This is a genomic window from Lacisediminihabitans changchengi, from assembly GCF_016634425.1.
Taxonomy (GTDB): domain Bacteria; phylum Actinomycetota; class Actinomycetes; order Actinomycetales; family Microbacteriaceae; genus Lacisediminihabitans; species Lacisediminihabitans changchengi.
The window spans coordinates 299,801-319,743 of record NZ_JAEPES010000002.1 but is presented as its reverse complement, the minus strand read 5'-3'; the positions used below and the strand labels follow the sequence as shown (position 1 = coordinate 319,743).

Sequence of the window (19,943 nt, the reverse complement as noted above, 5' to 3'; positions counted from 1 at the left end):
CACGAACCCATGGGGGTCCGTGCCTCTTGCCGCGTGGAGGGAGCGGGTACTACTTGAGTGCGCCGACCGTGACGTCGACGGTGCTGCTCTTGCCGTCGCGGACGTAGGTCAGCGAGGTGGACGAGCCGGCGGCGAGGAAGCGCACCTGCGCGGTGAGGTCGGTGGCGCCGGTGATCTTCACGCCGTTGAACTGCGTGATGACGTCGCCCTCCTTGATGCCTGCATCGGCTGCCGCGCCGCCCGCGGTCACCGACTTGATCAGGGCGCCGGTGGTGCTCCCGGCCGTGCTGGTGGCGTCGGCGACGCCGGCTCCGAGCAGGCCGTGAGTTGCCTTGCCGTCTTTGATGATCTCGTTAGCGACGCGCTCGGCGAGGTTCGACGGGATGGCGAATCCGACACCGATGCTGCCGGCCTGCGAGCCGGTGGAGGAGCTGTCACCGGCGCTGGCGATCGCCACGTTGATGCCGATCACCTTGCCGTCGGAGTTGAGGAGCGCGCCACCGGAGTTACCCGGGTTGATCGCGGCATCCGTCTGGATGACGGGGAGGGAGATCGTGGCGGTGGCCGCCGACTGCTGCTGCGTCTGGCCCTGGCCGTTGTTGAACTGCCAGAAGTCGAACGGGCTGCTGCCGCCCTGGCCGTTGCCGTTGCCCTGCCCGCCATCGGAGCTGTCGCTGGACGACGAGTCCGGAACGGCGGAAGAGGCGATGGTGATGCTGCGGTTGAGCGAGCTCACGATTCCGTCGGTGACGGTGTTGGAGAGGCCGAGCGGCGCACCGATCGCGATGGCGGTCTCACCGACGTTGAGCTTGCTCGAGTTGGCGAAGGATGCCGGCTGAAGGCCCGATGCATCCTTCAGCTTGATGACGGCGAGGTCGACGATCGGGTCGGTGCCCACGACGGTGGCGTCGTAGATGCGACCGTCGGACGTCGTGACCTGGATCTTGCCGGATGCGGTCTCCCCGTCGAGGGTGACGACGTGGGTGTTGGTGAGCACGTAGCCGTCGTTGCTGAGGATGACTCCCGACCCGGTGCCCGCCTCGGAGCCGCCGGTGACGGAAATGGTCACGACCGAGGGCTCGACCTTGGCGGCAACGGCGGTCACGACGTTGACGCTCTTCGTGTCGTTCACCGTGATGTTCTGTGCCGTCGGCGAGTTCGTCGCGGTCGACGAATTGCTCTGGTTCGACGAGACGGCGATGGCGGAGATGCCTCCGCCGACGACGCCACCGATCAGCGCGGCCGCAGCGAGCGCCGCCACGAGGGTGACACGACTGGAGCGCTTCTGGAAGGCCGGGGGAACGACTCCGGCGGAAGGCTCACTCTGCCCGGCGAGCGGCTGCGTCTCGGCTGCGGGGGCTGCGGTGCCCGAAAGAGGAGTGGTGGCTGCGAGGTTCTCGGTCGCGGCGGCTTCTGTGGGTGCCGTCTCTGCTGCGTCGGTGTGCTCGGTGTTCGCGGCGGCGGTCGAGTCGATGGGGGACTCGTCTGGGCCGGGAATGTGATCCTGGGTGTTCTCAGTCATGAGGGGGTGCTCCTTCCAAGCGGAGCAAGCTTCTCGTGCCAACCTGAACGTTTTATAAGCGCAGGCTGTAAGCGTGCCTCGCTTTTTCTTAGCGCGTTCCCGCGGTCAACAACCGGGGCCGGAGGGGTGTGCGAGACAGTCCCGCCCGACCAGCACGGTGTCTGCTCGACCAGCGGTGGCGACCAGCTGATTCGCCGCTACGGGCAGGGTTCCGGCAATCGGGATCCAGCCTCCCCCATCGAAGCGATACTCGGCCCCTACGTCGACCGTGAGGGTGATCGTGTAGGTGCCGGCGGCACGAAAGATATGACTGGTCGGGGTGGGGTCGAACTCCGCTATTCGCTGAGCCGCCCAGGTCGAGCCTTTCGTGGAGAGGTTCGCCGTCGATCCGTCGCCGTACGCCCAGTGGTAGGCGCTGGGGGTGAAGCGAACGGATGCCGGCCGCCCCAGCAACTCGCCGTCGACGATGTGCTGCGAGCCGACCGCATAAAAGTTGGTGTGCAGCCCGATCACCATCCAGCCGTTGGGCTCCATGCGGGCGACGGCCGCGTGCGGCACGAAGCTTCGGATGTCGGCGAGAGTGACAGCGGTCGGCAGCTCCTCGCCGGGCATCGTCACCGTATAGCCGTCACGCGGAGGCGGCGGGGGTTTGGGGATGGTGCCGGATCCCGGGCCACCGCCTGCGCCGTTGCCGGAGTTGCCCGAGCCGGCACCCGTGTTTCCACTGCCTGCGTTTCCTGACCCCGAACCGGGCCCGGAACCGTTTTGAGTTCCGGAGAGGTCGACGCCGCCGTTGCCGACGCTGCCGGACACTGATGGGCAAAGGCCAGCGGAATATTGCGCTCTCGTACAGTCCGCAAACGCTAGTCCCGCCGGCCCGATCAGCACTCCGATCACGCCCGCTACCGTCCCGGCTATCAGCAAATTCCGGGTCCGGCCCACGGCTCGCTCCCGTCTAAAAGTAGTGAAGCCGAATCGCTCGCTCGCACGAAGCTCAGTTCGAACGCCTGGACATTCACTCGACTAATCGGCGTGACATCGAGTCCCGCAGAGTCGATCAGCTGTTGTGCCGAAAAATCTACGCATGCATATACAGCTACGGAATCGGCATCATAACGCTCAAGCGATGAGCCGAAGAAAGCGGTCTCGCCCTGGGTATGCAATTTTTTTTCGCTATATATCAGGAAACCGGTCAACTCATCCTTCAAAAGCGATTTGCTTACAAGTGGCTCGATTCGTTCAGGTCTCATACCGGCATCGGCGGTGATTGAGTCCGACACCTTCAGGTACGCCGCGTACGCCTCCGTCGCGGCCTTCAATGCCTCTTCCTCGCTTGCGAACAGCGGCGTGCTGCTCGGCTTCGGATCCGAGTGACTCTGCGGTGGCGACGGTGTGCAGCCGCTGAGCACCAGGGCTGGCACGATCAGCAGCGCGATGACGGCGGCGGTTCTGCGCATGCACAGAACGGTAGGGCACTGCGGCGTCCGGGGGCCAGATCTATCCACAGGTCAGCTGCCCGAGCCGCGACATCCGCCCCCGTGGAGGAGAGGAGATCGCGCCCTTCGACAAGCTCAGCGACCGAAAGAGAAGCTCAGCGACCGAAGGCCGGAAGACCGGCAGCCGGTAAGTTGAACGGATGGAGCAGCGCGCATGAGGGTGTCCGGATCTTGGCAGCGGGCGGCTCGCGGGGCGATGCTGCTCGGTTCCGATGGTGCGCTCAGTCCGACGATTTTTGCGGAGATGTCTGCGCTCGCGGTAAAGACCGGCGCGATCAACCTAGGCCAGGGCTTTCCTGACGAAGACGGACCGGTCGAGGTGCTCGATGCAGCCAAGCGCGCCATCGACGCCGGCCTCAACCAGTATCCGCCGGGCATCGGGATGCCGGTGCTCCGCGAGGCCATCGCCTCGCACCAGGCGCGCTTCTACGGGCTGACGCCCGATCCCGATACAGAGGTGCTGGTCACCGTCGGCGCCACCGAGGCATTGGCCGCGACCATCCTGGCGCTGACCGATCAGGGCGACGAGGTCGTCACATTCGAACCGTTCTACGACTCGTACGCGGCGATGATCGCCCTCTCCGGCGCCGAGCATCGCACCGTCGCCTTGCGCGCACCCGACTTCCAGCCCGACCTCGATGAGCTGCGCCGTTCGGTTACCGACCGCACCCGCCTCATCCTGATCAACAACCCGCACAACCCGACCGGCACGGTTCTCAGCCGGGAAACGCTGGCGCTGATCGTCGAGCTGGCACACCGGCACGACGCGATCATCGTCTCCGACGAGGTGTACGAACATCTCACCTTCGGCGTTTCCCACACCCCGATAGCGAGCCTGCCGGGAGCCCTCGATCGCACCGTAACCATCTCCAGCGGCGGCAAGACGTTTAACACGACCGGGTGGAAGATCGGCTGGCTCACCGCACCACAGCAGATCCTGCAGGCCATCCTCGCGGTCAAGCAATTCCTCACCTTCGTTGGCGGCGCACCATTCCAGCCCGCGATCGCCGCAGGGCTCGAGCTGCCCGACAGCTATTTCCGCGGGATCGCCCTCGACCTTGCCCACAAGCGTGACGTGCTCTCGGCGGGCCTGCGCGCGGCTGGCTTCACGGTCAGCGAGCCGCGCGGCTCCTACTTCGTGGTGGCGGATGCCGCGGCTCTCGGCTTCTCGGACGCTGCGGCGTTCTGCCGTCAGCTCCCCGACCTGGCCGGGGTCGTCGCGGTGCCGATCAGTGCCTTCGTCTCGGACGAGAACAAGGGCGAGTACGCCTCGCTCGTGCGATTCGCCTTCTGTAAGCGGGTCGAGGTGCTTGAGCGGGCATCCGCTCAACTCGCCTCCCTGTAGAGGTACTACGTGGTGGCCGGGGCGATGCCCGAGATGTAGTGCGCCTTCACCTGATCGGCCGTGAGTGCCGCGGTGTAGACCGCGACGTAGCGCATGCTGCCGGTGAAGTAGTAGTTCGCGGCGGCGTTCGGCCAGTTGGAGAGGCTGTCGTATCCGACGTGCCACCAGCCGGAGGTCGGCTCACCGGCGGTCATCGACGGATTGCTGGCGACCTGTGCCCCGTCGACGTAGAGGTACATGCCAGCGGTAGATAGCGTTGCGACCACGTGATGCCAGTTGCCATCGGCAACGCTCGCCGCGCTCGTGATCACCTGGGTGCCGTTGTTGTAGACACCGAATACCGCCTGGCCCGAGGTGTTGATATAGATGTGGCGGTCGAACTGCGACGAGATACTGGTCTGCGCTGTGCCGAAGCCGATGACCTTGCCGCCCTTCACCGTGGTCTTGATCCACGCCTCGAGGCTGAAGACGTTGGGGGCCGCGGCGAACTTGTACGGCGTGGAGATCCAGTTAGTCGTGCCGTTGAAGATGGCCGATACCCCGGTATCCCTCGGGCACGGCTTGTCGCTCGAGGTGCTGCGTGGGCCGTACAGCGTGCCGGTGCGCGCATTACCGCTGGTGTCGGCAACCGCTGTGCCGGTGGTGTCATTCAGCGGATAGGCGAACAACGCGCTCGCCTTCTCGGAGGTGATCGAGTCGGCGCAGCTGAAGTCGCGGGCGGTTCCCGCTTGACCCGCGCCAGCGACCTTCGCGCTGAACCCTGCCGAGGTGGACGGCACCAACTGCGCAGTCACACACAGCGCGACGATCGCCGCGGTTGCGATGGCGACGGCGACGAACCGCTTCGACCGGAAACGGCTGCGGACGGTGGCCGAGAAACTCACTGTGCGGCAATCCCCTCGGCCTCATCGACCGACTCGGTTTTCGGCGGCAAACCGACGATAAGGCACCAGAGCAATGGAGTGGAGCAGACCAGGCCGAAGACGATCCAGCCGATCAAAGGAAGATCGAGCGCCGATGACAGCGCATAGTGACCGTTCACGGCCATGGTCGGGATGCTGAGCTTGCCGAGCTGACCGCTCGCAAGCGAGACGTGGCCGCCACCGACCGCGCTGACGGTGATCGGCAGGATGCCGGTGGAGACCAGCGTGGCTTCGGCGCCCTTTGCCGTGAGGCGACTGGTCTCGACCACCACCCCGACGAAGGGGTGGAGCACAAAGGCGGTGACTGCGGTGGTGACCGACAGGCCGATCACGCGCACGGCCGATCGAGCCGACGGCGAGCGGAAGGCGAAGGAGAGCAACCACGAGACGACGAAGCCGGCCGCGACGAAGGGAACCGCCCGTATCACCCAGCCGAACACCGGGAGCACCGCGAAGGTCTTGCCGATGAGGTCTTTGTCGCTCAGGCTCCACGGGTCGATCGCGCCGTTGACGTCGCCCTTAGTGCTGAGTGCGCCGTCGGCCGCGATGGATACCACGCGGTGGGTGTACACCTGGCTCGGGTTGGTCGGCGGGTGGAAGGTGACGATGTCGCCGACGGCCACGTGCTGTGCGGTGGTCGGCGCATCCAGAATGAGGGTTCCGACCGGTGCAACCTCGCCCATGGAAGGGGTCTGCACGATGAACCAGCGACCACCGGTGGCGAGAAAAGCCAGCGCGAGGGCGACGAGCAGGATGGCGAGGCCCGAGAGCGCCCAGGTGATGAGGGAACGGATGCGCAGCTGCCGACGGGCAGAGTGGCGGCCCTGCGGCACGGTCCACTCACGGGTGAGGGAGGCGGTCGTCATCATGATGGGTGCTCCTGGGGGATTCGGAACGTGAGCTGTTCGGGTGATTCGGGTTATTCGGGTGGTGGTGCGGGTGTTACCTGGTACCTCGGCCGGATCCGTCTCAGGACGGAGCCGACCGAGGCCGCGATGCTTCGCGAATTAGCTGGCGAAGGTCCAGGTGAGGGGCAGCGAAGCCGAGAGGCCCTGGTAGGTGTTGCCGGCGGCCAGAGCGAGCGTGACCGCGATGGTGAAGGGCACGCTGACGCCGGCGGCGGGGGCGGCGGGCATCGCGATCGCGTTAGCGCCAGAGCCGGCGACAGCGCCGGCAAGGGTTGCAGCGGTACCGGTGAAGACGGTGGCCGTACCCGACTTGATGACGACGTTGAGCTTGGCGCAGAGGTCGGCGGCGGTGCCGTTGAGCGAACCGTTCGCGGCCTGGGCGCAGGTGGCGCCCGGGGTGAGCGTGAAGGTGCTGGCGGCAACAGAACCGACGTTCTTGATGGAGATTGCGGTGGTGACCGTCTGGCCGGGAACCATGGTGGTCGATCCGCCGAACTTGTTGATGGTCGAGCAGGTCGCGGTGTTGGTCGAGATCGAACCGCCGTCGGTGCTGAGGCAGGTGATCGGCGTGGCGTCGCTCGACTGCTCCTGCATGACGAGGGCGCCGGTCGCCGCCGTGTTGTTGCTGTTCGTGATGCTGGCGGCGAAACCGGAGAGCGTTCCCGACATCGATGTGGCGAGCAGTGCTGCACCGATGACGCCGGTGGCGATGGCCAGCGGGACGAAACGGCGACGAGCGGACTTGACGGTACTGGAGTGAGCGGACATAGCGGTGGACCCCCGGGTTAGAGTGGTTTGTGTCATCGAGTTGATGAAGTAATTTATTACTTGCTCATCAAACTACTTGATCGTTTTATTACGCGGTAGCGAAGTAACTACCCCAGTACTGGGGGGCATCCGAATCCCTCTCCGCTCCGGCATTCGCCATACGCTGGAGCTACTCCTTGACGCAGTGCCCTACCCAACAGACAGCAGACCCCATGACCGCCGCATCCCTCAGCGATCCGCCGCTCGCCGCCGTGCCCTCGCGCTCCGTCACCGGGGACGATCAGGTGCGCGCTCTTGCCGCAGCCCTGACCGAGGTCGATGCCGGCCACCGCGACATGCGTCACCGATTCGCCAGTGCGGTCGGTCTCAGCGACTCTGAATACAGTGCGGTGATGCGGGTCGGTCGCGCAGTGGAGCTCACCCCGAAGCAGCTCGCGCAGGCTCTCGATATGACCACGGGCGCCGTCACCGCGATGATCGATCGACTCGAATCCGCCAACCTGATCGAGCGCAGGCCGAACCCGAACGACCGCCGCAGCCTGCTGCTGCGCCTCTCCCCTGCCGGCCTGCAGGTGGTCGAATGGGTGCAGGACACCTACTACGACGCGGTAGCCGCCGCCGTGCTCGCCTCCACCGGCACCTCCTCCAAGAAGATCGTGCAGATCCTCACCGAACTGGCCACTGCAGTGAACGACGCTGCGCAGAAGGTCGGCACTCCCCCGTTCCGAAGCTGAGCCCGTTCCGAAGCTGAGCCCGTTCCGAAGCTGAGCCCGCGGCTACAGTGGCGAAACTCCGAAGCGACGCAGGGCGAGCGCGGGGTTTGTCACCCGCACGCGGGCTACCCGGGCGGCGGAGAAGCGGGCGACGGCGACATCCGTCTCCTCGCCTATGGTGACGAGCTCGACCCCCATCGGGTCGACGATCATGCTGTTGCCCGCGCCGACCGGTGGTGCCTGATCTGCCGCGGCGACGTAGATGGTGTTCTCTAGCGCGCGAGCAGTGACCAGCGTGCGCCAGTGCTGCTCTTTGAGCGGCCCGCGCACCCACTCGCTCGGCACCAGCACCAGGTCGGCGCCGGCATCGACGAGCCGCCGGGTGACCTCGGGAAAGCGCAGGTCGTAACACGTCTGCAGGCCCACGGCGAGGTCGCCGACGGCGAAAGTCTGCGGCTCGGCGATCTCGCCGGGGGCGATCCAGTCGCTCTCGCGCTGGCCGAAGGCGTCGTAGAGGTGCAGCTTGCGATAGGTCGCAACGAGAGCGCCATGCGGATCGAGCGCGACCAGGGTGTTGTAGGCGCGGCCCTCCGGAGCGATCTCGAGCATGCCCGCGACGATGTGCACGCCGAGAACCTTGGCGATCACCTCGAGACCCGAGACGAAGTCGCCGTCGAGAGGCTGGGCGGCGGCGACGGTGTGCTCGCCCAGCTGCAGGGTGAAGAACGACGAGTACTCGGGGAAGACGACGAGTGAGGCGCCGCGTTCCACCGCCAGCGTCGCCAGATCACGGATGCGCACGAGGTTCGCGTCCTGGTCGTCGTCGGGAGCGAATTGGGCGACGGCGATGCCGACGGTGGGGTCGAGAGCCATGGCGCCAGCCTACGGGCCTCGTCAGGATGGCGGATGCGGCCGTCAGGATCGCGTCAGGATTCTGAGACCGAGGCGCCGATGGAGCGATTCTCTGAGGGTGATTGCAGATCTAGCGAGCGTCCGTTGACGCTCACCCACATCATCCCGTCCCTTCGGCGCTCGATCGCCGATCCCGTCGTCGTCGATCGTTGGCCCGAGTTCACCGCCGCCAGTCCGACCGACATCACCGTCGCTGGCGTCTCGCTCGTGCGGTTGGCCGAGTGGTGCGACACGCCGTGTGTGCATACGGCGGCCGCCGTCATCCCGGGCACCCACGGTCGGCGCTCCGAGAGCGACCTGGCGTCGGTGCTGGTGACCCGCGTCACGGCGGTGCAGCAGCGCGCTGACGGCGGCCTCGAGGCCTGGCTCGACGCGGAACTCGACGGATGCCGCCCCCTCGTCACCGAGGCCCGCATAATCGGGCGGTGCTCGACCGCCCACGCGCGAGCCGTGGTGCTGCAACCGAGCGGCACCTCGCTGCTCGCCGTCGAACTCCCGTCGGATCTGGCAGGGGGCGACCTGCTCGCGATCCCCTGCCTCGGCGTGACCACGCTGCACGACGTGCGCCAGCGCAGCGGTCATCAGCGACTCACCGACGACCGCTTCGACGACGGCATCGACCACAATCGTGACGAGCACTCGAGCCACTGCGGGCTGTAGTTTCGGAAACGCCATTTCAGAACAATGGCCCGGAGGGAACCTGGGTTCCCTCCGGGCCATTATTTTGTGGTTGTTGGCCTTGTCACTCACACGCGATGCGGTGGCGACCTTTGACACTCAGAGACAGTGACCGCCGTACCTGGTCCGCTCGGGTGTGAAACATCGGCGCCTCGGTCTGGTCCTGGCTCTCTGAGTGGACCGCCCCACGGCGGCATGGTGGTGCCGGTCATCACTACAGGGGGCCAATCGGCGTTCACGATGTCCCAGAACACCAGATCGACTGACTCCTGGTCCAACTGCTGGACACGGAGCCGCTCTTCGGCCGGCTCGATGAGGTCGAGATCTGTCGCTGTTTCTGTTGCCGCCAGCATCCTCACTCCCACCATTGTCACTCCCACCACTCGCGGAGTCGCGGTATCAGCTGTGGGTAAGTGTCTTCTGCCCGGCGTGGTCCCTGCTCTGGACCTGGATCCGCCGGGGCTTTGCCTTCTCGCTCACCGGGATGATCACACTCAAGACCCCGTTGTCGTACGTGGCCGAGATCTTCTCCATGTCCAAGCCCTCTCCGAGGCTGAACTGCCGCAGGTAGCTTCCAGACGGTCGCTCCTGCACGAGCCACTTCGCGCCGTCGGCCGACCCGGCGGTGCGCTGCGCCCTGATGGTCAGCAACTGCCCGTCAACGTCGATGTCTACCGAGCCGGGGTCAACGCCCGGGAGGTCGGCGCTCAAAACGTACCGGTCGCCATCACGGTACAGATCTACTGGCATGAAACGGGGGCCGGGGCGGTTCTGCAGAAGCGAACCCGCCAGGCGGTCCAGCTCGCCAAAAGGATCGTAAGACATTGCCATAATGAATCAATCTCCCTTCGATGAGAGTTGAGTCCGAGTGACTCAACACCAAAAAAATAACACCACGAAATGGGCCGGTTCAAGCTGGGGAAGCTCAAAAAATCCTGAGATTTTGAGGGCAGATCCGCCATGGGATCACAGTCTTCGGCGAGGAGAAGGCCCAACCGATATGGCTTGCTCAGCGCGGCAGCAATCGGAGCAGCAGCAACCGTGCTGCCACTGGTTTCACACGCATCTAGCGCGGCGGATCCTGATTCGACTCAACGCGACGACGAAGGCGATTGGCAACGGGAAAACATCCGGATACGCAAAAATCCCCTTCTTTCGAAGGGGATTTCTGGGTATCGAACTTTGGCCGAGGCCTTGGTTGCGGGGACAGGATTTGAACCTGCGACCTCTGGGTTATGAGCCCAGCGAGCTACCGAACTGCTCCACCCCGCGCTACAAGATCAACTTTAGCACGGGTTCTGAGTGCTCCTGACCGCGGGGCCGCCGCGCGCAGCTGTGCCCGTTAATCGGATTGTGCCCGTTTGTGCGGGTTGTGCCTGCACGAGCAGGCACGACCGTCACAAACGGGCACAACCGGCGACACGCGGTGCACAGCTACCTTACGAAGCGCGTTACTGAGCCGCGTTACTGAGCCACGTTACTGAGCCGCACTACTGCGCGCGGCTACTGCTCCAGGGCGAACAGCGCGTTGAGCGCGGCCACGAGCTTGGCGTCCGCTGTGGCGTAGGCCGCGAGGTCACCCGACTTGAGTGCGGCCGCGCGCTCGGTGAGCGCGGTCTGCACGGCGGCGAGCGCGGACTTGAGCTGCGGGTCGTTCGTCGGATTCGTCGGCGTCGTGGTCCCGGTACCCGTGCCGGTGCCCGTGTCGGGAACATTCGGAATCGTGGGCGTCGTCACTCCCCCGTCGCCTGCCGTCGCCCCGGAGTCGCCACCGAACAGCGAGTTCAACGCGCCGTCGAGGGTGTCTTCGAACGCGATCTTGTCACCGAACGACACCAGGATCTTGCGCAGCACGGGGAAGCTGGTCTCCGCGTTCGAGGAAACATAGACCGGCTGCACGTACAGCAGCCCTCCGCCGACCGGCACCGTGAGCAGGTTGCCCTTCTCCACATTGGTGTCGCCTCGGGCGAGCAGCGCCAACTGGTTCGCCACCTCGGTGTCGGTCGTGAAGGTGGTCTCCACCCGACCGGGCCCCGGCACACTGGTCTGTTTCGGCAGGGCCAACAGCGTGAGCTTGCCGTAGCTCGATGCCTTCTGGCCCGCCGTCTTTCCGGCATCACCGTCTGCAGCAAGGTATCCGGTCAGGATGCTCCGGGTGCCAGAAACCGTCGACTTCGGGATGTACGTCGAATACAGCGAGAACGCCGACTCTTTCTGTCCGGGCAGCTTCATCGTGAGGTAGTACGGCGGCTGAAGACGCGCCGTCGCCGACGGCTTGGTCGGATCGTTCGGGGTGACCCAGGCGTCAGAGCCGGAGAACCAGGTGTCCGAGTCGGTCACGTGGTAGGTGCCGAGGATCTGGCGCTGGGCCTTGAACAGGTCGGCCGGGTAGCGCACGTGCTGCACCAACTCCGAGCTCATGTCCTTCAGCGGCTTGATCGTCGAGGGGAAGATCTTCTGCCAGGTCTTCAGGATCGGGTCTTTGTCATCCCAGGCGTACAGCGTCACCTTGCCGGTATAGGCGTCGACCGTGGCCTTGACCGAGTTGCGGATGTAGTTGACGTTGTCGAGCGCCAACTGCGGCGTCGGCGTGTAGGTGTCTGAGATGGCACTACTGAGCTGCAGCACCGCCGAGTACGGGTACTTGTCGCTGGTGGTGTAGCCGTCGATGATCCACTGCACACGGCCATCCACCACTGCCGGGTACGGGTCGCTGTCGAGGGTGAGGTACGGCGCCGCTTTCTGCACGCGCTTGGCGGGGTCGCGGTTGTAGAGGATCTGCGAACTGTCGCTCACCGCATCCGACAGCAGGATCTGCTCGGACTGGAATTTGATCGAGTAGACCAGGCGCTTGAATACGTTGTCGAGCTTCGGGCCGCCGTTGCCGGCGAACGTGGTGGTCGCGTTCTGGTTGTCCGCACCACCGCTCGACGGGTAGTCGAGTTCGACGGGCTTCTTGCCCTTCGGAGCACCGACGATCGAGTACGACGGAGAGCTCTCGCCGAAGTAGATGCGCGGCTGGAATTTGCCCAGCTTTCCGGTGTCGGGGATGCCAGACTCCAGGAATACCGGCAGGCCTTCGGTCGAGCGCTGGTTGCCGTAGGCGGCGACCACACCGTAACCGTGCGTGTACACGAGCACGTTGTTGAACCAGCTCGCCTGGGCGCCGGTGTTCGACTGGTCGAGCTCGCGAACTCCGAGCACCGTGTCTTGCACCTTGCCGTCGATCGTGTAGCGGTCGACATCCAGGTACTTATTGAAGGTGTAGTACTGCTTGATCTGCTGCAGCTGGGCGAATGCCGGCGAGATCAGGGCGGGGTCGATGATGCGGATGTTCGCGGTCGTTTCGACGTCGTTGCGCAGGGTGCCTGGCTCGGCATCCGTCACCGCGTCGTACGCGCGTTCCTTGACGGAGTTCACCCCATAGGCATCCCGCGTCGCGCTGATGTTCCGGTCGATGTACGGCGCCTCCAAGCTGCGCTGGCTCGGCTCGACCTGGAACTTCTCGACGATCCACGGGTAGATCGAGCCGATGATCAGTCCGCTGACGAGAAGCAACGCAGTACCGATGATCGGCAGACGCCAGCGCCCGATAATCGCGGTGATGATGAACAGTACGGCGACGATCGCGGCGGCTCCGGCGAGAATAGCCCGGCCCGGGATGACGGCGTGCACGTCGGCGTAGGACGCTCCGACCAAGTTCGTGATGTTGCTCGACGTGTTGGTGCTGAGTGTCGCGTACTGGTCGAGCCAGATGCTCCCCGCCTGCAGCGCGAGATACACCGCGCCGGTCACCGAGAGCTGCACGCGAGCGGTGCGGGAGATGCGCACCTCGCGGTTGCCGAAGCGGAGTGCGCCGTACAGGTAGCTGGTGGCGATCGCGGCGATGCCGGAGATGAGCACAGTCGCCGAGGCGAAGGCCGCTACCGCCTGATAGAAGGGCAGTGCGAACAGGTAGAACGAGACGTCGAGGTGAAACTGCGGGTCGACCTTGCCGGTCGGCGTGCCGTTCAACCATTCCAGCGCCAGCTGCCAGCGAGACGACGACGCGATTCCGGCGAACAGGCCGATCACCGCCGGGATTCCCCACATGGCGAGGCGACGCAGCGGTTCCACGACCTGCTGGTAACGGTCGAGCTGGGCGTTGAGCTTCGCGTAGACCGGGCGGAATCGGAACGCGACCTCGATGCTCACGAAGATCGGGATCGCCATGCCGAAGAATCCGATGAAGAACATCACCGCACTCGCCACCCATTGCGTGGTGAGCACGTTGAGGAATCCGAGCTGCTGGAACCACAGCCAGTCGGTGTAGAGGCTCGCGAAGATGAAGAAGAGCACGACGAGCACGACGAGGACGGCGATCGTGACGAGCACCGTCACCCGTGATCGCGATGCCGGACGACGCTCGTCAGATGGTGTGGAGGTCAAGACACTGCTCCTGGCTGGGTATGGATGCTGTGGGCATCATCTTAAGGGCACGATCGTGGCGACACCTGGCGCTTGCTACTTTGCCGGGCAGGTCGGCAGGGAGCTGGTGCTCGCGCCGGTGCGGATCGCCTTCAGCGCGGCAAGGGAATCGTCGAGGGTCGTGACGGCGAAGACCCTGATACCGCTGGGGACGTGGCCAGTCACCTCGTTGCAGTTGCTCTTGGGGGCCAGAAAGTAGGTCGCGCCAGCATCCCGCGCTCCATACAGCTTCTGCCGGATGCCGCCGATCGGTCCGACATCGCCCTCTGCGTCGATGGTGCCCGTGCCCGCCACCTTCGCGCCGCCGTTGAGCTTGCCCGGGGTGAGCTTGTCGATGATGCCGAGGGCGAACATCTGCCCGGCGCTTGGACCGCCGACGTTCTCCAACTGGATTTTCACCTCGAACGGGAAGGTGTAGCTGATCGAGGGGTAGATGCCGAGGATCGGCGTCTTGCCGTCGTCTGAGCTGAGCGCCGGAGTGACGCTCACCGTGGAGTCGGCGCCCTTTCGCCGGATCGAGACCTCGACGGGAACGCCCGCGCCCGTCTTGGCGATGACGCTGCGGAGGCCAGCGACGGTATCGGTCTTGGTGCCGTTCACGGCGAGGATCTCGTCGCCGTTTTGCAGGGCACCCTTCGAGGGGGAATCGGGGGAAAAGCCCTCGACGTTGAGGGTGCCAGTGAGCGGGTAGCCGAGCTGAGTGAGCGCCGCGGCCACGGCATCCTTCTGCGAGTTCTGCATGTCGACAGCGGATTGCTTGTTCGACTGCTCGACCGTCTCGCCCTCCGGGTAGACCGAGTCGATCGGCACGACCGCCTTGCTCGGGTCGAACCAGGCCTGCGCCACCTCGAACCAGCTCGGTGGGCTCTGGCGATCGCCGAGCAGGTTGACGGTGAGAAGGTCGAGCGCGCCGGACGTCGCGTACGTCTTCTGACCGGGGATCTCGATCAGGGGCACCGCTTTGCCATCGTTCTGCACGGTGCCGAGGGTGTTGAACACCGGTCCCGGCTGCTCGATCACGTACGGCGTCGGCACCGTCGCGAGCGCAATGCCGGCGATGATCGCGAGCACGAGCAGCACGAGCCCTACCGTGCGACCGCGGCGCCGCGGGCGGCGAGAATCGACGGGGACATCGGCAAAGAGAGCCACCGCTCGTCCTTTCGAAAACTGCTTGCAGGGTTGTTCGCCACGGGCGCAGCCCTGCCGAAGCCATTCACGTTCCTCTCGGAGACGTTCCAGCTAGCGTAGATGGCATGCCTGAAGATTCGGCGCAGAACCCTGAAGACGAGTTCCGCGACATGCTCAACCAGTTCCTCTCCGGCAACTCGGAGATCGACCCGGCGAAGCTCGCGAGCGCGGCTGGCCTGCCCAACGACCCCGAGATGATCAAGAACCTGATCGGCCAGCTGCAGAACGCTCTGCAGTCCAGCGAGGAGGGCATCAACTGGACTCTGGCCCTCGACCAGGCGAAGAGCCTCGCGGCGACGGATGTCCGCCCCATCACGCCCGGGGAGCGCTCCGCCATCGAGCAGTCGTTCCATGTCGCGGCCCTCTGGCTCGACGAGGCGACCGAGATCACCGAGCTGACCACGACCCCCAAGCTGCTCTCGCGCACCGAGTGGATCACGGCCACCATGCCGTTCTGGACCCAGCTCGCCGAGCCGGTCGCGACCAGCATCGCCGATTCGCTCACCAGCGTTCTTCGCGAGCAGGCGCCGGAAGAGATGTCCGGCATGATCGAGGGCGCGTCCAAGCTGATGCGCAACGTCGGCGGCACCCTGTTCGCGATCCAGCTCGGCCAGGTGGTCGGTCAGCTCTCCGGCGAGGTCGTATCGGGCGGTGATATCGGCATCGCGCTGCTCGGCGCAGGCGGGAAAGGCACGGCGAGCAGCGAGCAGCAGGCCGCGATGCTGCCCCAGAATCTCGCTGAGTTCGGCTCGGGGCTCGACATCGAGCAGGACCAGGTGCAGCTCTACATGGCGGTGCGCGAACTCGCGCACGCGCGGCTGTTTCGTCACGCCAAGTGGCTCAAGCTGCAGCTGCTCACCTCGATCACCGAGTTCGCCCAGGGCATCCGTATCGACACCGACCGGCTCGAAGAGCTGGCGGCCGACTTCGACCCGTCCAACCCCGAAGAGCTGCGCGAGGCGATGGTGAGCGGAGCGCTCATCCCGCCGAAGTCCGATGCCCAGCTCGCTGCTCTCGGCCGGCTGGAGACGACGCTCGCCCTCATCGAGGGCTGGGTCGATGTGGTCACCGCCCAGGCGACCACGCGTCTGCCCAAGTCCGACGCTATCGCCGAGACGGTTCGCCGGCGCCGCGCCGCCGGGGGGCCGGCCGAATCGGCCTTCTCCACCCTGGTGGGCCTCGAGCTGCGCCCACGGCGCCTCCGCGAGGCGGCAGCCATGTGGCAGAAGCTGACGGATGACGTGGGCAGCGACCTGCGCGACTCCCTCTGGTCGCACCCCGACCTCGTTCCCACCACCCAGGACATCGACGACCCGGTGGGTCTCGTCATGCGCCTGACCGGGGCGGAGCCCGAGCGCGACGACATCGACCAGGCGATCGAAGACCTGCTGAACGACACCCGAGACGACCGCCCGCACGAGGGCGAGGACGGCTCCGCGAAGGGCTAATCGCCGTTTCCGTCGGTCGAGTAGCGCCCGAGCGTCCGCGCGAGGACGCGTATCGAGACCCACCACGCGATCGATTTATCGCCCTGTGGATAGATTTCGCGGGGATTTCGGGGAGCGCGCATCATTGCGCGCATGGTTCTGCGACTCGATCCCCGTTTCCCGCTCGTCTGGCGTAGCCCGAGCGATCTCCAGTTCGGCGTGGACCGCGCACGCGTGGTCCTCACCGACGTCACCGCCGCTCAGGAACGCGTCATCGCCGTGCTGTTTCGCGGCATCAGCCGCTCGGGCCTCGAGATGATCGCCGCCGATGCCGAGCTCGCCGATCTCGATGGGACGCTCGACGCGCTGCGTCCGGTGCTCGCGGAGACGGGCGAGAATCCGGCAAGGACGGTGGCCGTGGAGGGATCGGGTGTGACCGCGCAACTTGTTCGAGCGCGACTCGGCGAGGCGGGCATCCGCTGTTCGGACGCGACGGAAGACGAGGCGAAACTGCGACCGGACCTCGCCGTCGTGCTCGCCCAGTTCGTGCTCGACCCCGAGCAGCACGGCCGCTGGCTGCGCCGCGATGTGCCTCACCTGCCGGTGCTGTTCTCCGATCAGCTGGTGCACATCGGGCCCCTGATCGAACCCGGTAGCGGGCCGTGCCTGTATTGCCTCGAGCGACACCGTACGGATGCCGACCCGGCCTGGCCGGCGATCGCCTCGCAACTCTGGGGTCGGTCCGCCGGCACCGAAACCTCCCTGGTAGCGGGCGAGGTGGCCGCGATCGTCGTACGCGCGGTCCTGCAGCGTCTGGACGGCATCGAGGCACCGGATGAACTCAGCCTCGACGCACTGACCGGCGAGCGTGTCATTCGCCGGTGGTTTCGGCATCCCGGCTGCGGCTGTGCCGGGCTGGAGGAACCGGCCGGCGCGGTTACGTCAGCTCGGCCAGAAAACGACTCGGCTTCCGCTCAGCCCCGCGCCCCGATCCCGATCGGGCCGAGGAGAGGTGCAGCCGCCGCCGCGCGCGCGTGACACCGACGTAGAGCAGACGACGTTCCTCCTCGATCGCCTCCTCGGTGGTCGCGTAGGTGATCGGCAAGAATCCTTCGCTGAGGCCGAGGATGTAGACCGCGTCCCACTCCAGGCCCTTCGCCGAGTGCATGGTCGCCAACGTCACCGCCGCCATGGTCGGCTCGTGCTGCGAGGCCGATCGCTCGAACAGTTCGTCGACGAATGCGGCGAGGGTGGTGCCGTCGGCGGCCGCCTCGGCCAGACCCATGATCGCGTTGAGCGACTCCCAGCGGTCGCGCACGGCACCGCGCACCTCCGGCGGACTCTGCGTCCACCCGAGTGAACGGAGCACATCACTCACCGTCTTGAACAGCGGCTCGCGGGTGGAGGCGACCACGGCACCCTTCAGCATCATCAGCGACTGCTTCACCTCCTGCAGGTCGAAGAACCGCGCACCGCCACGTACCTGAAAGTTGACGTTCACGTCGTTCAGGGCGGTCTCGATCGCGGCCGCTTGACCGTTGATGCGGTACAGCACCGCGATGTCTTGGGGCCGGGCTCCCGCCGCGATCTGCTCGGCGATGCTCTGGGCGATCGCCCGCGCCTCCGCCATCTCACTCGGGTAGGTCTCGATGGTCGGCGCGACCGTGCCGGGGGTTTCGGTTGCGGCGGTCAGGCTGAGCGCCCCGGGTCTGGCCTTCATCAACCGATTCGCCGCGTGCACGATGTGCTGGCTCGAGCGGTAATTCTGCTCCAGCCGAACGACGGTCGCCTCGCGGTACTTCGCCGGGAATCCCAGCAGATAGCCGGATGACGCTCCCGCGAACGAATAGATGGTCTGGCTGGCGTCGCCCACCACGCAGAGGTCCTGCCGGTCGCCGACCCAGAGGTCGAGTAGGGCCTGCTGCAGCGGAGAGACGTCCTGATATTCATCCACCACGAAGAACCGATATTGCTCGCGAACCTGCTGGGCGACCCTGGGTTCCGACTCGATCATCCCCGCGGTGGCGAGCAGAACGTCTTCAAAGTCCAGCTGGCGTCGGTCATCCTTCAGAGCCTCGTAGCGTTCGTGCAGCGCAAGCATCTTCTCGGCATCGAGCGCGGCGGGCAGCTGCCGGGTCTCGACCGTGCGGGAGTACTGATCGAGTGTGAGGCGCGAGACCTTGCGCCATTCGATGTCGGCGGCCAGGTCGCGCAGGGTGGCCGTGTCGAGCTTCAGTTTCAGGGTCTCGGCGGCGTGGCCGAGCATCCGCCCCTTGCTGTCGAGGATGCGCGGCATCGTTCCGCCGATGACCTGCGGCCAGAAAAACCCCAGCTGCGACAGCGCGGATGCGTGGAAGGTGCGGGCGGAAACCCCGCCGGCACCGAGCTGGCGCAGTCGGCCGCGCAGCTCCGACGCTGCTCGTGAGGTGAACGTGAGCGCCATCACTCGGCCGGGCGCGTAGACGCCCGTGGCGACGCCATAGGCGATGCGGTGGGTGATCGCCCGGGTCTTGCCCGTGCCCGCGCCGGCGAGCATGACCACCGGGCCGATCAGCGCCTGGGCGGCAACCCGCTGCTGCTCATCGAGCCCCTCGAGCAGGGATTCTGCTCCCCCCATGGAACTCGCCGTCACCACTGAACGGAGTCGTTGATGGGGCCGCCGTACCAGTGCTCGAGGATGGCGCGGGCAATGGAGGTGTGACCGGGCAGTCCGATCTCCCCCAGCGCCGCCGTGAGCTCGTCACGGCTGAACCATCGCAGGTCGAGGATCTCGTTGCCGTCGGGGGTCAGCGTCGACTCGACGTCAGGATCGACGGTGGCGAGGAAACCCACCATGAGGCTCGCCGGAAACGGCCACGGCTGCGATCCGAGATACACCGGGTCGATGACGCGGATGCCCGACTCCTCGAACACCTCGCGAATCACCGCGTTCTCGAGCGACTCCCCCGGCTCGACGAACCCCGCGAGCAGCGAGTAGCGGTTGGTCGCCCACATGGCGTTCGACCCGAGCAGGATGCGGTCGTGCGAGTCGACGATGCCGACGATGATCGCGGCGTCGGTGCGCGGGAAGATCTCTTTGCCATCGGACTGCACCCGCACCCAGCCACCGAGACCGGGCTCGGTGGGCTCGCCCGTCTTGGGCGAGAACGGATGCGAGAGGTGCCAATTGGCCAGCGCGAGGGCCGCGGTGAAGAGGCCAGCGTGCAACGTGCTGAGTCTGTTGCCGACCAGGCGGAGGTTGGCCCAGCCCGCGGGATCGGGCTCGAGGATGTCCGCGGCCTCATCCGACAGCACCGCAGCGACGATCGCGACGCCGAGTGACTCCGGTGCGAGGGACTTTCCGAGGTACAGGAGAAGGTCGGGCCGCGGAACGCGTGACGGCGGCAGGAGCCGGAGTGCATCGTCGCCCTCGAGGAGCGCTTCGCCGCTGTGCAGGGGCAGCACGAGGGTGGAGTCATCCGCCCACAGTTCATCGAGGAGTTCTGGTCGATTGCGACTCAGGTAATCACGGTCGAGCTCGTGGCGGGAAAGGGGAAGTAGCGAGAGGAACTCACGAGTCACGTCAGACAACCAATCGACCTAATGGGGGCGGGACC

At 65.9% G+C, this 19,943-nt stretch carries 17 protein-coding genes and 1 tRNA gene; 5 read left to right on the top strand and 13 right to left on the bottom strand.

All coding sequences use genetic code 11. The annotated features are described in order from the left end of the window. Positions 1–49: 49 nt before the first annotated feature. The 3 genes from IV501_RS07010 to IV501_RS07000 all read right to left on the bottom strand — a co-directional run bounded on the left by IV501_RS07010 (position 50) and on the right by IV501_RS07000 (position 2,979). Complete coding sequence (locus tag IV501_RS07010) at positions 50–1,522, bottom strand: S1C family serine protease (RefSeq protein WP_200555734.1); 1,473 nt, start codon at positions 1,520–1,522, stop codon at positions 50–52. A gap of 105 nt (positions 1,523–1,627) precedes the next feature. Further along, positions 1,628–2,335 (bottom strand): PKD domain-containing protein, encoded by a 708-nt coding sequence (locus tag IV501_RS07005; RefSeq protein WP_200555733.1) that lies wholly within the window; start codon positions 2,333–2,335, stop codon positions 1,628–1,630. A gap of 104 nt (positions 2,336–2,439) precedes the next feature. After that, positions 2,440–2,979: a hypothetical protein gene (locus IV501_RS07000; protein WP_200555732.1), complete on the bottom strand. Its 540-nt coding sequence runs from the start codon at positions 2,977–2,979 to the stop codon at positions 2,440–2,442. Positions 2,980–3,172: 193 nt separating this feature from the next. Here IV501_RS07000 and IV501_RS06995 point away from each other — a divergent pair, with 193 nt between their 5' ends. After that, on the top strand, positions 3,173–4,363 hold the full coding sequence (locus IV501_RS06995; RefSeq protein WP_200555731.1) for an aminotransferase class I/II-fold pyridoxal phosphate-dependent enzyme: 1,191 nt from the start codon (positions 3,173–3,175) through the stop codon (positions 4,361–4,363). A 5-nt stretch (positions 4,364–4,368) separates the two neighbouring features. Here the strand turns inward: IV501_RS06995 and IV501_RS06990 are convergent, their stop codons facing one another. The 3 genes from IV501_RS06990 to IV501_RS06980 all read right to left on the bottom strand — a co-directional run bounded on the left by IV501_RS06990 (position 4,369) and on the right by IV501_RS06980 (position 6,962). Then, positions 4,369–5,247 carry a LamG domain-containing protein gene (locus IV501_RS06990; RefSeq protein WP_200555730.1) on the bottom strand — a complete coding sequence of 293 codons (879 nt, stop codon included), beginning with the start codon at positions 5,245–5,247 and terminating at the stop codon, positions 4,369–4,371. Continuing rightward, on the bottom strand, positions 5,244–6,155 hold the full coding sequence (locus tag IV501_RS06985) for a S26 family signal peptidase (RefSeq protein WP_200555729.1): 912 nt from the start codon (positions 6,153–6,155) through the stop codon (positions 5,244–5,246). Before IV501_RS06985 ends, IV501_RS06990 begins: the two co-directional genes overlap by 4 nt. A 138-nt stretch (positions 6,156–6,293) precedes the next feature. Beyond that, positions 6,294–6,962 carry a hypothetical protein gene (locus tag IV501_RS06980; RefSeq protein ID WP_200555728.1) on the bottom strand — a complete coding sequence of 223 codons (669 nt, stop codon included), beginning with the start codon at positions 6,960–6,962 and terminating at the stop codon, positions 6,294–6,296. A 212-nt stretch (positions 6,963–7,174) separates the two neighbouring features. Here IV501_RS06980 and IV501_RS06975 point away from each other — a divergent pair, with 212 nt between their 5' ends. Next, positions 7,175–7,696, top strand: a complete 522-nt coding sequence (locus IV501_RS06975) for a MarR family winged helix-turn-helix transcriptional regulator (RefSeq protein WP_200555727.1) — start codon at positions 7,175–7,177, stop codon at positions 7,694–7,696. A gap of 42 nt (positions 7,697–7,738) precedes the next feature. On the opposite strand, the gene IV501_RS06970 is transcribed toward IV501_RS06975, so the two are convergent. Then, positions 7,739–8,548 (bottom strand): carbon-nitrogen hydrolase family protein, encoded by an 810-nt coding sequence (locus IV501_RS06970; protein ID WP_200555726.1) that lies wholly within the window; start codon positions 8,546–8,548, stop codon positions 7,739–7,741. 123 nt (positions 8,549–8,671) lie between these two features. On the opposite strand from IV501_RS06970, the gene IV501_RS06965 reads away from it, so the two are divergent. Continuing rightward, positions 8,672–9,247 carry a hypothetical protein gene (locus tag IV501_RS06965; RefSeq protein ID WP_200555725.1) on the top strand — a complete coding sequence of 192 codons (576 nt, stop codon included), beginning with the start codon at positions 8,672–8,674 and terminating at the stop codon, positions 9,245–9,247. 417 nt (positions 9,248–9,664) lie between these two features. Here IV501_RS06965 and IV501_RS06960 read toward each other — a convergent pair whose 3' ends face one another. From IV501_RS06960 to IV501_RS06945, 4 genes are all read right to left on the bottom strand, one after another. Then, positions 9,665–10,096: an Hsp20/alpha crystallin family protein gene (locus IV501_RS06960; protein WP_200555724.1), complete on the bottom strand. Its 432-nt coding sequence runs from the start codon at positions 10,094–10,096 to the stop codon at positions 9,665–9,667. Positions 10,097–10,460: 364 nt separating this feature from the next. Beyond that, a tRNA-Met gene (locus tag IV501_RS06955) sits at positions 10,461–10,537 on the bottom strand. Positions 10,538–10,768: 231 nt separating this feature from the next. Beyond that, positions 10,769–13,693 carry a UPF0182 family membrane protein gene (locus IV501_RS06950; protein ID WP_200555723.1) on the bottom strand — a complete coding sequence of 975 codons (2,925 nt, stop codon included), beginning with the start codon at positions 13,691–13,693 and terminating at the stop codon, positions 10,769–10,771. A 75-nt stretch (positions 13,694–13,768) separates the two neighbouring features. Beyond that, entirely contained in the window at positions 13,769–14,881 is a 1,113-nt protein-coding gene (locus tag IV501_RS06945) for a YlbL family protein (protein ID WP_200555722.1), read from the bottom strand. Between the two features lie 104 nt (positions 14,882–14,985). Between IV501_RS06945 and IV501_RS06940 the strand changes: the two genes are divergently transcribed. Together IV501_RS06940 and IV501_RS06935 are read left to right on the top strand one after the other, a co-directional pair. After that, entirely contained in the window at positions 14,986–16,368 is a 1,383-nt protein-coding gene (locus IV501_RS06940) for a zinc-dependent metalloprotease (RefSeq protein WP_200555721.1), read from the top strand. 132 nt (positions 16,369–16,500) lie between these two features. Then, positions 16,501–17,385, top strand: a complete 885-nt coding sequence (locus IV501_RS06935) for a hypothetical protein (RefSeq protein ID WP_200555720.1) — start codon at positions 16,501–16,503, stop codon at positions 17,383–17,385. Here the strand turns inward: IV501_RS06935 and IV501_RS06930 are convergent. Then, on the bottom strand, positions 17,285–18,964 hold the full coding sequence (locus tag IV501_RS06930) for an ATP-dependent helicase (RefSeq protein ID WP_200555719.1): 1,680 nt from the start codon (positions 18,962–18,964) through the stop codon (positions 17,285–17,287). The two genes, IV501_RS06935 and IV501_RS06930, sit on opposite strands and share 101 nt — an antisense overlap. Before the next feature lie 11 nt (positions 18,965–18,975). Then, positions 18,976–19,908: an NAD(+) diphosphatase gene (nudC, locus tag IV501_RS06925; RefSeq protein ID WP_200556132.1), complete on the bottom strand. Its 933-nt coding sequence runs from the start codon at positions 19,906–19,908 to the stop codon at positions 18,976–18,978. Positions 19,909–19,943: the final 35 nt, after the last annotated feature.